The organism is Citrobacter sp. Cb031 (genome assembly GCF_030336725.1).
GTDB lineage: Bacteria > Pseudomonadota > Gammaproteobacteria > Enterobacterales > Enterobacteriaceae > Citrobacter > Citrobacter braakii.
In genome coordinates, this window is the sequence record NZ_JAOWDA010000001.1 from 91748 (window position 1) to 105306 (window position 13559).

Here is a 13559-nt window from a genome sequence, read left to right on the forward strand (position 1 = left end):
TCCTTACGCTTTGGAGTTCAATTCTTCGATGGTATGGAAGTGGTTGGTATAAATGCAGATATCCCCTGCAATATCCAACGCTTTCTCAGCAATCTCGCGTGCGCCAAGCTCGGTGTTTTCCAGCAAAGCGCGTGCAGCAGCCTGGGCGTAGGGACCGCCGGAGCCGATGGCAATCAGATCGTTTTCTGGCTGGATGACGTCGCCGTTACCGGTGATGATGAGTGATGCAGTTTCATCCGCAACGGCCAGCAGCGCTTCGAGTTTGCGCAGCATACGGTCGGTACGCCAGTCTTTTGCCAGTTCAACGGCAGCTTTCACCAGGTGACCCTGGTGCATTTCCAGCTTGCGTTCAAACAGTTCAAACAGCGTGAATGCATCCGCAGTACCGCCCGCAAAGCCCGCGATGACTTTGTCGTTGTACAGACGGCGGACTTTCTTCACGTTGCCTTTCATTACGGTGTTACCCAGTGTGGCCTGACCATCACCGGCGATTACCACATGGCCGTTACGGCGTACGCTTACTATTGTTGTCACGAGCAGACCCCTTGGTTACAAATGCAAAACACAGGCCCCGCGCAGTATGCGGGGCGTAATGCAAGTATAGATGGGGGGGATTTTGGGGGTTTCAACCCCCAGTGGCGAGTCGAATGCAGTTTGTGTGACCAGCAACTTTCAGGCGGCTGATGGTGTTGTCGGCATTCTCTTTGCCTTTGACCGGGCCAATGACCACGCGATTCCAGCCGTTATTGGTGGTAATACGTGAGTTGAAGCCTTCAAAGGCCAACTGCGCGCGCACGGTTTCTGCCTGCTCAGCGCCTTTAAATGAGCCGCACTGTACCATCCAGCGGCGTTCATCTTTTTTCTCCGCCGTCTGTTTTGGCGGCTGCGTTTCATTTGTTATCGGCGCGGCCGGCTGCGTTTTCGGCTGAGCGGCGGTGGTATGCGCAGGTGTTTGCAGGAGATCCTGATACGGCTGTTGGGCCGCCGGTTTTGGCTGCGCCTTCGGCTGCTGTACCGGTGCGGCTTGCGCAGTACGCGTTTGCTGCTGCTGGTACGGCTGTTCTGTTACCCGTTGGCGCGGCTGTTGAGCCTGCTGTTGGGTGTTATTCCACTGCTGCTGTTGCACCTGACGTTGACGCTGCAGCGTTTGCTGGCGTTGTTCAGCAGTTTGTTCGTTCCACGGTACTTCGTTGAGCTGCGTTGGCTGTTGGCGCATATCGGCCTGCATTTGCGCCAACAACTGGCGCTGCTCATTGGTAAGCTGATCGGCGTTCAGTACCTCGCCGCCTGCAGACGGTTCGGTAGGCGCACGTACGCCAGGCTGACGGCTTTCCAGCTCTTTGATGTATCGCCAGCGCTCTTCCGGTTTTGGCGGGATGCCATTACCGGTGACTTTCTGGTTTTGCAGCGTTTCGGACTCTTCTTTCTTGTGATGCGTAATGAAGTACAGACCACCGATAAAGGTCACGAGTACGGCTGCAGCAATAGCAACCATAGCGGGCGATACCGCAGGCGTATTGCGTTGTTTTTTCCGTGATGTGCTCTTCTTGCGCCGCGAAGGTGCCGGTTGGCCGCGACGTACATAATCTCGTTGTGCCACTATCGTTTCGCTGTATTTATTCGTTCGTCAGCCCGCCATGTTACTTAAGCGGCGGGCCTTTGACCAGACAGGGGAGTCCGAAAGCACTTTACTTTACGTCAGTGCCCGGGTAGTGCCCCGAATAATAAGCTCGCAGTCCAGTAAACGTGAGCCACTGCTGACGTTCTGACCTTGTAATTGATCGAGCAGTAACAGCATAGCTTCACGTCCGATATCGAAACGCGGCTGTGCGACGGTTGTCAGGGGTGGATCACAAAATTCCGTGAGCGAAATATTATCAAAGCCAATGATGGATAAATCGTCAGGTACCTTCAGACCCTGACGTTTGGCGTAAGAGAGTGCCCCCAGCGCCATGACATCGCTGTGGCAAAAGACCGCAGTAGGTGGCTGTGGAAGCTCAAGGAGTTGCTTAAGCGCATTGGCTCCCGCTTCATAGGTAAAGTCACCACGCGCGATGAAATGCGGATCGACCGTAATTCCACTGCGGCGCAATGCCTGAACGTAACCTTGCAGACGGTAATGGCACAGCGGCATATCCTCTGGTCCGGCGATACAGCCAATGCGTTTATGCCCCAGTTCCAGCAGATAGTTCATCGCGTTGAAGGCGGCGGTGAGATTATCAATGTGCACGGTGGGGAGTTCCAGCTCTGGCGCGAACTCGTTGGACATGACCATCGGCGGCAAGTTGCGCTGCTCTTCCACGCTGGCATCAAACGGCAGGCGCGAACTGAGCAGCACCATGCCATCAATCTGCTTGGTGATAATGAGGTTGAGGAAGGTCTTTTCCTGCTGATTCTGGTGGGCGCAGTCGCCGATAAGCACCAGATATCCCTGCTCAGCGGCGGTCACTTCTATGCCGCGAATCACTTCGCTAAAAAACGGATCGCAGATATCCGGCACAATCACCAGAATGGTACGTGATTCATTACGCTTAACGTTGCGTCCCATTGATTGGGGTAAATATCCCACTTCCAGCGCTGCCTGTTCAACCTTGTTACGGGTTGACTGCGAGACTTTGTCCGGGTTCATTAATGCGCGGGATACGGTTGCCGTTGAGACTTTCGCCTTCAGAGCAACATCTTTCATCGTAGCGGCGGCAACCTGCTTATTCGGTTTCACTCTTTCTCCTCGCCAGAGAGCTGCTGGCACAGACTCGTCCTTGAATAGCCTTCATCTGAAACATTTTTATCAGATAGTTAATGGAAGCGGTTACAGAATTTTCATAAAAAGTGTGATGGATCTTTAATTTTACGATCCGCCTCGCATCGTGAGGGATTATCCCTCGATGGGATCGACATCCAGCACCCATTTAACCTTACGTGCATCGGGTAACGTATTGATCAGCGCCAGCGTACCGCTGACGATATGCTGCAGGCGAATTCGCGACGGATGTTGCAACAAAATTTGCCAGCGATAGCGACCGCCGCGCTTGGGGGCCAGGGCGGGAACCGGGCCGAGCACCCACAGTTTGTCATCGGCAAGCGGACTGGCCTGGATCAGATTTCGCAACTGTTGTAAGAACATTGGCGCATGCTGGTTGTTATGATCTTCTGCCCGCACGATCACATGGCTGGTCCACGGTGGAAGCTGGAGCGTTTGTCGCTCGGCCAGCGCCTGCTCGGCAAACGCGTCATAACCTTTGTACAGCAAAGTTTGCAGCAGCGGATGCTCAGGATGGTGCGTTTGTAGCACCACTTCGCCCTGTTTCCCGGCGCGTCCTGCTCGCCCGGAGACCTGCGTGTAAAGCTGGGCGAAGCGTTCTGCCGACCGGAAATCTGCAGAGAACAGCGCGCCGTCAACGTCCAGAAGCGCCACCAGGGTGACGTCCGGGAAGTGGTGGCCCTTGGCCAGCATTTGCGTGCCGATCAGAATTCGTGCGCCGCCGCGATGTACTTCCGCCAGATGCTGCTCCAGCGACCCTTTACGGCTGGTGGTGTCGCGATCGATGCGTGAGATTGGCACGCCGGGGAAAAAAGGGGCCAGAGCCTGCTCAAGCTGTTCGGTGCCGAGTCCAACCGGAACCATATGCGTTGAGCCGCAGGAAGGGCACTGACGTGGTATTGGGCGCTGGCTGTCGCAGTGGTGGCAGCGTAAATGGTGCTGTGCCTGATGCAGCGTGTAGTAGTGATCGCAGCGCGGACATTCGGCAATCCAGCCGCAGTCATGGCACAGCAGTGCAGGAGCAAAGCCCCGGCGGTTCAAAAACAGAATCACCTGGTTATCCGCCTGCAGGTGCTGACGCATACGGCTGATAAGCGCAGGGGCGAGTCCGGCCTGCACCTGCTGACCTTTGAGATCCAGCACGTGCTGAGTGGCGGGGCGCGCATTTCCGGCACGGCGCGTCAGGCGCAGCATGCGATATTTTTTCTGTCGCACGTTGCACAGCGTTTCCAGAGCCGGAGTGGCTGAGCCGAGAATAATCGGGATTTGCTCGCTGTGGGCGCGATAAACCGCGAGATCGCGCGCATGATAGCGCCAGCCTTCCTGCTGTTTATAAGAGCTGTCGTGCTCTTCGTCGATGACAATCACGCCGAGATTTTTAAACGGTGTAAACAGCGACGAGCGCGTGCCGATAACAATCGCCGCTTCGCCATTTTTTGCTTTCAGCCAGGCCGAAAGACGTTCGCTGTCGTTCAAACCGGAGTGCAGGACTTCGACTGGCGCATTGAAGCGTTCGCGAAAACGGGCAATAGTTTGCGGCGTCAGGCCAATCTCCGGCACCATCACCAGCGCCTGTTTGCCCTGGGCCAGGACATTTTCCAGTACGCTTAGATAGACCTCTGTTTTGCCTGAGCCCGTCACGCCCGCTAATAGCCAGGCGCTAAAACTGTCCGCGGCGCTGTGAATCGCCCCGACGGCGGTGGCTTGCTCGGTGTTCAGTCGAAGACGCTCACCGGAAACCGCGTAGTGGGTACGCCAGTCGCTAAAACCAGGCGTTTCGCTCGCCAGATCGCACAGCCCTTTTTTCCGCAGCGCCTGTAATGCGGCGTCATTAAATTCGAGCTCAGCCACCTGGTCGCGCCAGATTTTTCCCTGGCGTAGCGCAGCCAGCGCCTGCTGTTGCTTGGGAGAGCGCTTGAGGCTGTTGAGATCAATAACCTGACCTTCTTCAGTGGCAAACCAGTACCATATGGGCGCGTTTGTCGCCGGGCGTCCCTGGCGCAGCAGAATCGGCAGGGCGTGAAACAGTACGTCGCCGATAGGATGGTGATAATAGTCAGCCGCCCACAGCAGCAGACGCCAGACGGAGGTCGAATAAACCGGCTCGCTGTCCAGCACTTCGAGAACGGCTTTCAATTCGCTCAGCGGCAGTTCGCTGTGCTCGCTGACGGATAAAACGATGCCCACGCGCTCCTGTTGCTTGCCAAAGGGCACGCGTACACGACACCCGGCTTTGGCGCTCATGCCTTCCGGCAGCAGGTAGTCAAAGGTGCGAGGTAGCGGAACGGGTAAGGCAACGTGCGCAACGGGCATTGAATCATCCTGACTTGAAATCTGGCGGGTTAGTATACACATTAGTGAAGGGTAGAATGCGGATCAGTTTGCATGAGCAGGTTAATTTCTGTATGATTCGCCGCCTTTGATGCAAATTGATTGCGTCAAACAATGACCATTACCCGAGAGTTTCAGGCTGTTGATGCAGCGTGAAAGGTGACGGGGAATAATTAACATCGCGTGGTGTCTGGCGTTAGGGCTGGAAGAGCGACGCGGCCTTAAACCGAGGTTTTCCCATGAAAAAAGATATTCACCCGAAATACGAAGAAATTACTGCAAACTGCTCTTGCGGTAACGTCATGAAAATCCGCTCTACCGTCGGTCACGATCTGAACCTGGACGTGTGCGGTCAGTGCCACCCGTTCTATACTGGCAAGCAGCGTGATGTTGCTACCGGTGGCCGTGTTGATCGCTTCAACAAGCGTTTCAGCATCCCAGGCAGCAAGTAAGTTTCAGCTGTCAGAAAAAAGCGCCTTATGGCGCTTTTTTTGTATCTGCGCCTGCAGACTGAAATTCGTATTGATGTATTGAATGATGTCTTTTATTTAATAAATAAAACAGCGTTTTTATTTTTACGATAAAATGTTTCAACTGGTGATCTGCGTCCTTTTTATCTTCTTGTTTTTGCCACTTATGCCAATCTTTGGCAAAATACCAAAGGTTTCTTCCTTCTTTCTAAAATACACTTTCGTGGAAATATAAAATTATTCTTATTCCTTCATCGTTTCTTCATTTATGGACGGAGCGAGATGGGCAATTTCCTAGATTTAGTGTGAAGAGGGATGGTCATGAAATTTAAATCCGCGTTATTACTAATTTCATTATTCTCTGCGGCCGCGCAAGCGGGTTATGTTGATTATCGACATGAATATTATGATGATGGTCGTAATTACGACCGTGTTTATATGTCGCATCGTTTTGCTACTGGTTTTGGTGTGGCAGTCGAGGCCATTTCACGTTCCGAAAATACGCAATCTAATGATGCGTGGAATAATATGGAAAGTAATGGCAACGAGTATACGGCGAGCTACCAGTTCACCTGGAATGACCTTGTCTGGCAGCCGGGTATTGCGATCGAAACGGGCGATAACATCGCGATTTATAAGCCTTATATTCGCGTGCAGTATAACATCAATGACCATTGGTGGACCGCGTTCCGCTATCGTCAGGAGTACATGCGCAGAAACACTGACGGCAAGGATGACCGCATGGTCTATCGTCCGGAAGCATGGCTCGGTTATAACATCAATGACTGGATGTTTGAGCTAAATGGCATTTATAAAATTGCCGATAGCGAAGATTTATATAACAACCGAAAAGACGATTACGAATATAACTTCCGTGTGGCATATAAATTAGGCTCATGGGTTCCATTTGTTGAGGTAGGTAACGTTTCCTCGGGGTATAACACCACAACCACAGACGATCGTCAGACCCGCTATCGCGTTGGTCTCGGTTATAACTTCTGACCGTTAATACACTTCGTATCGATTTATTACGCTGAGCATCGGTATACGCATAGTTTGCGTGAATAATGTGTCTAAGGAGTTAACATCATGTCTAATGATGGAACAATGATCGGAAGCAATCAAAATATTGCCGTCAGGCCTTTCGGATTAAGAGATAAATTCGGTTATTTATGTGGTGACCTCGGAACCTGTTTTATTCTTGGACTGGTAAATAGTTTTTTAATGATTTATTACACCAACGTACTCGGTATTTCCGGTGTTATTGTTGGTTCACTCTATTTTGTGACCAAACTCTTTGATGCGTTTGTCGACGTTGGCGTAGGGCGCTTATGTGATACGTCTAAACTGACGGCTCATGGACGATTTAACCCCTGGGTGCGCCGCATGAAGTACCCGTTTTGCATCATTGCGGTCGTTCTGTTCCTGCCGTTTGTGCATGATTTTTCTTATACGGCGAAAATTATCTACATCTGCTGTTCCTATTTTATTTACGGTTCGCTGTTATCGACAGTGAGTATTCCGTATGGCGCCATGTCTGCGGCGATTAGCTCGAATCCGGAAGATCGCGTATCGCTGTCAACCTGGCGCAGCGTAGGGTCCGCCATCGGTGGCGGGACAACCGGCTTTTTTATTCCGATCCTGATGTACACCACTCTGGTGGACGGAAGCCAGGTGATCTCTGGGCAGCATTTCTTCTGGATTGCCATTGGTTGTTCTGTGCTGGGGTTTATCTTTTTAACGTTGACCTGTCAGTTAACGACGGAACGCGTGCGGGTGGAAAGAAAAGAGAGCATGCCGGTTTCTGTGCTGCTGAAGGGGTTGATACGCAATAAAGCGCTGATTGTTTTAGTGGTTGTGGATCTGCTGATTGTGATTAATCAGGGGTTGTCTGGTACCAACATGACTTACCTGTTTAATGACTATTTCCATAACAAAGAGGCCATGTCCGTTGCATTGCTCTTCACCTTTGGCTCTCTGGTTTTGCTGGCACCCTCAGCATCCTGGCTCACGAAGCGCTTTGGTAAGAAAGAAGCCAGCGTAGGCGCGCTGCTCTTTGCGGTAGCCATGTATGTGATTATGTACTTCACTCACATTACCGACGCGAAGGTTTATTTGGTTTTCCTGTTCCTGGCGACGCTGGGGGCCGGGTTATTCAACCTGATGATTTGGGCGTTTATGACCGATGTGTGTGATTATCACCAGTATGTCACCGGCGATCGTGAAGATGGGACCGTCTATGGCGTGAACTTCTTCGCCCGCAAGGTTGGCCAGGCGTGCGCAGGGGCTATTGGCGGCTTTATGCTGGCCATCATTGGTTATCAATCTTCGTCAACGGGCGGCGCTGTGCAAACCAGCATTGTGCAGGAAAACATCTATACGATGGCAAATCTGTTACCAGCTTTATGCCTGTTCTTGGCAGCGGTCATTCTGATTTATTTCTATCCATTGAACCGTAAAGAGACGCTCAAAATGGAAGAAACATTGAATAAGATTAATGGTATCAGTAAGTAACGTAGTGAGAAGCGGCGGGAGTAATCCCGCCTTTTCTTATCTGTCTTGAAAAATCAGTATTCCCACGTTTCCGGGTTGATACCCAGTTCACGCATGATTACCTTTGCTTCTTCCGGGATTTCATCGCTGCGCTCTTTACGCAGGTCGTCATCGTTGGGTAATGGTTGCCCGGTAAAAGCATGCAGAAACGCTTCACACAGCAGTTCGCTGTTGGTGGCGTGACGCAGGTTGTTAACCTGACGACGCGTGCGTTCATCGGTAAGGATTTTTAACACCTTCAGAGGAATGGAAACCGTAATTTTTTTGACTTGCTCACTCTTCTTACCGTGCTCAGCGTATGGGCTGATATATTCGCCGCTCCATTCAGCCATGAGATACCTAATCCTCTTTGTCATTAATATTGAGGCCAGAACCTGAGCCCGGACCATAATTGCGCGTAGTTTATCGTAGTGGCGTGGCCCTGACACGAAGTAAGCCGACGCAGAAGTACGCTAATGCATATAATTTTAACGGCTATTTCCGGTTTGCTCAATCTATACGCAAAGAAGTTTAGATGTCCAGATGTATTGACGGCTATCCTAACTATGATTACTCTGGTGTCTGACTTTTCACCGACTCAGCCAGGATCTCCTCAATATGACGCGTAAACAGGCCACCATCGCAGTGCGTAGCGGGTTAAATGACGACGAACAGTACGGTTGCGTTGTCCCGCCGATCCACCTCTCCAGCACCTATAACTTTACCGGTTTTAATGAGCCTCGCGCCCATGACTATTCGCGCCGCGGTAACCCAACGCGTGATGTCGTTCAGCGTGCGCTGGCGGAACTGGAAGGTGGGGCGGGGGCAGTACTGACCAACACCGGCATGTCGGCGATTCATCTGGTGACCACGGTATTCCTCAAGCCTGGCGATCTGCTGGTCGCACCACACGACTGCTACGGCGGGAGCTATCGTCTGTTTGACAGCCTGGCAAAGCGTGGCTGTTATCGCGTACTGTTTGTCGATCAAGGAGATGAGCAGGCGTTGCAGGCGGCACTGGCGGAAAAACCGAAGCTGGTGCTGGTAGAAAGCCCAAGCAACCCGCTGCTGCGCGTGGTGGATATCGCGAAAATCTGCCAGCTGGCGCGCGAGGCTGGTGCGGTCAGCGTGGTGGACAACACTTTTTTAAGCCCGGCACTGCAAAATCCACTGGCATTAGGCGCCGATCTGGTGTTGCATTCATGCACGAAATATTTAAACGGTCACTCCGACGTAGTGGCTGGTGTGGTGATAGCAAAAGATCCGGAAATGGTCACTGAACTGGCATGGTGGGCGAATAATATTGGTGTGACCGGCGGCGCGTTTGATAGTTATCTGCTGTTGCGCGGCCTGCGTACTCTGTCACCTCGTATGGAGGTGGCGCAACGTAATGCTCAGGCGATTGTGGATTATCTGCAAACTCAGCCGCTGGTGAAAAAATTGTATCACCCGTCATTGCCGGATAATCAGGGTCATGAGATTGCCGCGCGTCAGCAAAAAGGGTTTGGCGCGATGTTGAGTTTTGAGCTGGATGGCGATGAGCAAACGCTGCGTCGCTTCCTCGGCGGGTTGTCATTGTTTACGCTGGCGGAATCGTTAGGGGGCGTTGAAAGTCTGATCTCCCATGCCGCAACCATGACACACGCGGGAATGGCACCAGAAGCGCGTGCTGCTGCCGGAATTTCGGAAACGCTGTTGCGTATCTCCACCGGTATTGAAGATGGCGAAGATTTAATTGCCGACCTGGAAAATGGCTTCCGGGCTGCAAACAAGGGGTAAACATGAGTGTGATTGCGCAGGCAGGGACGAAGGGTCGTCAACTGCACAAATTTGGTGGTAGTAGTCTGGCTGATGTGAAATGTTATCTGCGTGTCGCAGGCATTATGGCGGAGTACTCGCAGCCTGATGACATGATGGTTGTTTCAGCCGCAGGCAGTACCACTAACCAGTTGATTAGCTGGCTAAAATTAAGCCAGACCGATCGTCTGTCTGCGCATCAGGTTCAACAGGCGTTACGTCGCTATCAGAGTGAGCTTATCAGCGGTTTGTTACCTCCTGAGGTGGCGGATGGGCTGATCGGCGCGTTTATTCACGATCTGGAGCGTCTGGCCGGGTTACTCGACAGCGGCGTGAATGATGCCGTCTATGCTGAAGTCGTCGGGCATGGCGAGGTGTGGTCGGCGCGTTTGATGTCTGCCGTCCTTAACCAACAGGGGCTGGAGTCAGCCTGGCTGGATGCGCGCGATTTTTTACGTGCCGAGCGCGGCGCTCAGCCGCAGGTGGATGAAGGTCTTTCTTACCCATTGCTGCAACAACTGCTGGCGCAGCATCCGGGCAAACGCCTGGTCGTTACCGGTTTCATTAGCCGCAGCAACGCCGGTGAGACGGTACTGCTGGGGCGTAACGGCTCCGACTACTCGGCGACGCAGGTTGGCGCGTTGGCGGGGGTTTCCCGCGTAACCATCTGGAGCGATGTGGCCGGGGTTTACAGCGCGGATCCGCGTAAAGTAAAAGATGCCTGTCTGCTGCCGCTGCTGCGTCTGGATGAAGCCAGCGAGCTGGCGCGTCTGGCGGCTCCGGTTCTCCATGCCCGCACCCTCCAGCCGGTTTCCGGCAGCGATATCGATCTCCAGTTGCGTTGTAGCTATACGCCGGAGCAGGGATCAACGCGTATTGAACGCGTGCTGGCTTCCGGTACCGGGGCACGTATTGTGACCAGCCATGACGACGTTTGCCTGATTGAGTTTCAGGTTCCCACTGGCCAGGACTTTAAACTGGCCTATAAAGAGATTGATCAGATTTTAAAACGCACCCAGGTGCGTCCGCTGGCAGTGGGTGTGCATCCTGACCGCCAGTTGCTGCAATTTTGCTATACCTCCGAAGTCGCTGATGGCGCACTGAAAATTCTGGATGAAGCTGGCCTGCCGGGCGAGCTGCGTCTGCGCCAGGGGCTGGCGCTGGTGGCGATGGTTGGGGCGGGCGTCACCCGTAACCCGCTGCACTGCCATCGCTTTTGGCAACAGCTGAAAGGTCAGCCGGTCGAATTCACCTGGCAGTCGGAAGAGGGCATCAGCCTGGTCGCCGTATTGCGTACCGGGCCAACGGAGAGTCTGATTCAGGGTCTGCACCAGTCAATCTTCCGCGCGGAAAAACGCATTGGTCTGGTGCTGTTCGGCAAAGGTAACATTGGGTCGCGCTGGCTGGAGCTGTTTGCCCGCGAGCAGAGCACGCTCTCGGCGCGTACCGGATTAGAGTTCGTGCTGGCAGGAGTGGTTGATAGCCGCCGTAGCCTGCTGAATTACGAAGGGCTGGATGCCAGCCGCGCATTGGCCTTCTTCGATGACGAGGCGGTAGAACAGGATGAAGAGTCATTGTTCCTGTGGATGCGCGCTCACCCGTATGATGATTTAGTGGTGCTGGACGTCACTGCCAGCGAGCAGTTGGCGGAGCAGTATCTGGATTTCGCCAGTCATGGCTTCCATGTTATCAGCGCCAACAAGCTGGCGGGGGCGAGCAGCAGTAATAATTACCGCCAGATTCATGACGCCTTTGAAAAAACCGGTCGCCACTGGCTGTATAACGCCACCGTCGGCGCAGGCTTGCCGATCAACCATACCGTGCGCGATCTGATTGATAGCGGAGATACTATTCTGTCGATCAGCGGGATCTTCTCCGGCACGTTGTCGTGGTTGTTCCTGCAATTTGATGGCACGGTCCCGTTCACCGATCTGGTGGATCAGGCGTGGCAGCAGGGTCTGACTGAACCTGATCCGCGCGTGGATCTTTCCGGCAAAGATGTGATGCGCAAGCTGGTGATTCTGGCGCGTGAAGCGGGTTACGACATCGAACCGGACCAGGTACGCGTAGAATCTCTGGTGCCTGCGCACTGTGAAGCAGGTTCTATTGACCATTTCTTTGAAAATGGCGATGAGCTGAACGAGCAGATGGTGCAACGCCTGGAAGCGGCACGTGAAATGGGATTGGTGCTACGCTATGTGGCGCGTTTTGACGCTAACGGTAAGGCACGCGTTGGCGTTGAAGCGGTACGCCCTGAGCACCCGCTGGCGGCGCTGCTGCCGTGCGATAACGTGTTCGCCATTGAAAGCCGTTGGTATCGTGATAACCCGCTGGTCATTCGCGGACCGGGGGCGGGCCGCGATGTGACCGCCGGGGCGATTCAGTCAGACATCAACCGTTTGGCGCAACTGCTGTAGTTTTTGTTGCCGGATAACATGTGTAAACATCGCCCTCAATGAGGGCGTTGTATTTATCTGCCAGCGATCTTATCGCCTGAAACACCGAATGGGCAGAGTAACGGGTACTTTGCTCAAATTCCGTCTGTTGCCGCAACCAGGCGAGAAAACGATGGCTTGCCGCCAGGGTTATTGACGCGCTTTCTTCAACCCGCCCCTGCGTTAACAAACACACCATTTTACGCATATCGCCTCGTTGCCAGATTTGCCACTGATTTCGCCACCATCCCTGATACGTTTTACCCAGCAATTGCCAGGGCAGCGTGCGCTTATCGCTATTCATTTCTTCATCAATAAACCACAGCGAGGCGCGATGATGGCGAAACTGTTCCGCCCATGCGGTTATCGCTGCGCCGCGCAGGAAGCATTCGTGGGCAATAATATGGGTTTTTACCTCTGGCCACAGATGGCTCAGCAGGCGGAAATGCCCATGGGCAGTAATGACCGGGCGTAAAATCGCGCCGCTGGCGTTCCGTTTGAGTATGGCGCTGCCGTACTGGATTTCATCAAACTGGCTGCGGCGTAAAAACTGGGTTTCCCGCTGACTCACTCGCTCAATGATATCGTCGTGAATGACTGTTGGCTCAGCAGTGCCACGCCAGCGGTAAAGCAATGATATGCCGGCAGTGTGCGGCGTGAAGTTGCTGGAAATATGCAGAACATTGCCGCGAATAGCGTCAAAAGAGAGTAATACATAGAGTTGCTGGCCTGCACTAACGCCCTGAAAAGGGACGAGCAAGGGAATCGTCGCTATTTGTTCTGGCAAAACGATGCCGGTGGGAGGCGCCTGCTTTGGTGTCCACACTTTTTTGCAGTTTCGGCACTGGACGCGCTGGCTGCCCTGCGGATTATGCCCATAGCGGATGATTTCTCGTTGGTAGCAACATGGGCAAAACTGACCACGATTAGCGGCGAAATCCGCTAAATATGCCGACAACCAGCAACGGAACTGTTCCTCATCAAACAGCGGTGGAAGGCTGCCGCATGCCCGGCAATGCAGTGCGGCATAACCCAGCCGATATTCTGGCCAGCTGTAATCAGCTGAGCTCGCCAGCCCCAGATTTTTGCAGCCAAAGGATTTGCAGCAATTGATAGTGAACAGTGACGTCATCCTGTTACCAACGATTTTTAATGGTCGTTGATTTTGGCCTGCAACTATCACCGATGGATGTGAGTTTTCTCACATAAAAAAACCTTTCAGAACGTAACGTA

Annotated in this window: 11 protein-coding genes; 5 read left to right on the forward strand and 6 right to left on the reverse strand. The window is 53.2% G+C overall.

Translation table 11 applies throughout. The features are described from left to right. Positions 1 to 3: 3 nt before the first annotated feature. The 4 genes from hslV to priA form a co-directional block, all read right to left on the reverse strand. On the reverse strand, positions 4 to 534 hold the full coding sequence (hslV, locus tag OGV93_RS00450) for an ATP-dependent protease subunit HslV (protein WP_003028805.1): 531 nt from the start codon (positions 532 to 534) through the stop codon (positions 4 to 6). Between the two features lie 91 nt (positions 535 to 625). Further along, positions 626 to 1600, reverse strand: a complete 975-nt coding sequence (gene ftsN, locus OGV93_RS00455; protein WP_072034356.1) for a cell division protein FtsN — start codon at positions 1598 to 1600, stop codon at positions 626 to 628. Between the two features lie 93 nt (positions 1601 to 1693). Next, positions 1694 to 2719 (reverse strand): DNA-binding transcriptional regulator CytR, encoded by a 1026-nt coding sequence (gene cytR, locus OGV93_RS00460; protein ID WP_016157916.1) that lies wholly within the window; start codon positions 2717 to 2719, stop codon positions 1694 to 1696. A gap of 156 nt (positions 2720 to 2875) precedes the next feature. Next, positions 2876 to 5074, reverse strand: a complete 2199-nt coding sequence (priA, locus tag OGV93_RS00465; protein WP_287109297.1) for a primosomal protein N' — start codon at positions 5072 to 5074, stop codon at positions 2876 to 2878. A gap of 257 nt (positions 5075 to 5331) precedes the next feature. On the opposite strand from priA, the gene rpmE reads away from it, so the two are divergent. From rpmE to OGV93_RS00480, 3 genes are all read left to right on the forward strand, one after another. Then, positions 5332 to 5544 (forward strand): 50S ribosomal protein L31, encoded by a 213-nt coding sequence (gene rpmE, locus OGV93_RS00470; RefSeq protein WP_008787040.1) that lies wholly within the window; start codon positions 5332 to 5334, stop codon positions 5542 to 5544. Between the two features lie 339 nt (positions 5545 to 5883). Continuing rightward, a complete protein-coding gene (locus OGV93_RS00475; protein WP_200084323.1) occupies positions 5884 to 6564 on the forward strand; it encodes an oligogalacturonate-specific porin KdgM family protein in 681 nt (226 codons plus the stop codon). Positions 6565 to 6651: 87 nt separating this feature from the next. Next, positions 6652 to 8076 carry an MFS transporter gene (locus tag OGV93_RS00480; protein WP_019077908.1) on the forward strand — a complete coding sequence of 475 codons (1425 nt, stop codon included), beginning with the start codon at positions 6652 to 6654 and terminating at the stop codon, positions 8074 to 8076. Positions 8077 to 8129: 53 nt separating this feature from the next. On the opposite strand, the gene metJ is transcribed toward OGV93_RS00480, so the two are convergent. Then, positions 8130 to 8447: a met regulon transcriptional regulator MetJ gene (gene metJ / locus OGV93_RS00485; RefSeq protein ID WP_003825168.1), complete on the reverse strand. Its 318-nt coding sequence runs from the start codon at positions 8445 to 8447 to the stop codon at positions 8130 to 8132. A 265-nt stretch (positions 8448 to 8712) separates the two neighbouring features. Between metJ and metB the strand changes: the two genes are divergently transcribed. Together metB and metL are read left to right on the forward strand one after the other, a co-directional pair. Further along, positions 8713 to 9873, forward strand: a complete 1161-nt coding sequence (gene metB, locus OGV93_RS00490; RefSeq protein WP_016155267.1) for a cystathionine gamma-synthase — start codon at positions 8713 to 8715, stop codon at positions 9871 to 9873. Between the two features lie 2 nt (positions 9874 to 9875). Beyond that, complete coding sequence (metL, locus tag OGV93_RS00495; RefSeq protein WP_016155268.1) at positions 9876 to 12308, forward strand: bifunctional aspartate kinase/homoserine dehydrogenase II; 2433 nt, start codon at positions 9876 to 9878, stop codon at positions 12306 to 12308. Here metL and OGV93_RS00500 read toward each other — a convergent pair. Beyond that, complete coding sequence (locus tag OGV93_RS00500; protein ID WP_075848792.1) at positions 12283 to 13458, reverse strand: cytoplasmic protein; 1176 nt, start codon at positions 13456 to 13458, stop codon at positions 12283 to 12285. The two genes, metL and OGV93_RS00500, sit on opposite strands and share 26 nt — an antisense overlap. Between the last annotated feature and the right edge of the window lie 101 nt (positions 13459 to 13559).

Excerpts from the sequence above, each read along its gene's own strand:
- priA (WP_287109297.1), bottom strand. The coding sequence starts at position 5,074 with ATGCCCGTTGCGCACGTTGCCTTACCCGTTCCGCTACCTCGCACCTTT.
- rpmE (WP_008787040.1), top strand. The coding sequence starts at position 5,332 with ATGAAAAAAGATATTCACCCGAAATACGAAGAAATTACTGCAAACTGC.
- OGV93_RS00475 (WP_200084323.1), top strand. The coding sequence starts at position 5,884 with ATGAAATTTAAATCCGCGTTATTACTAATTTCATTATTCTCTGCGGCC.
- OGV93_RS00480 (WP_019077908.1), top strand. The coding sequence starts at position 6,652 with ATGTCTAATGATGGAACAATGATCGGAAGCAATCAAAATATTGCCGTC.
- metJ (WP_003825168.1), bottom strand. The coding sequence starts at position 8,447 with ATGGCTGAATGGAGCGGCGAATATATCAGCCCATACGCTGAGCACGGT.
- metB (WP_016155267.1), top strand. The coding sequence starts at position 8,713 with ATGACGCGTAAACAGGCCACCATCGCAGTGCGTAGCGGGTTAAATGAC.
- metL (WP_016155268.1), top strand. The coding sequence starts at position 9,876 with ATGAGTGTGATTGCGCAGGCAGGGACGAAGGGTCGTCAACTGCACAAA.
- OGV93_RS00500 (WP_075848792.1), bottom strand. The coding sequence starts at position 13,458 with ATGACGTCACTGTTCACTATCAATTGCTGCAAATCCTTTGGCTGCAAA.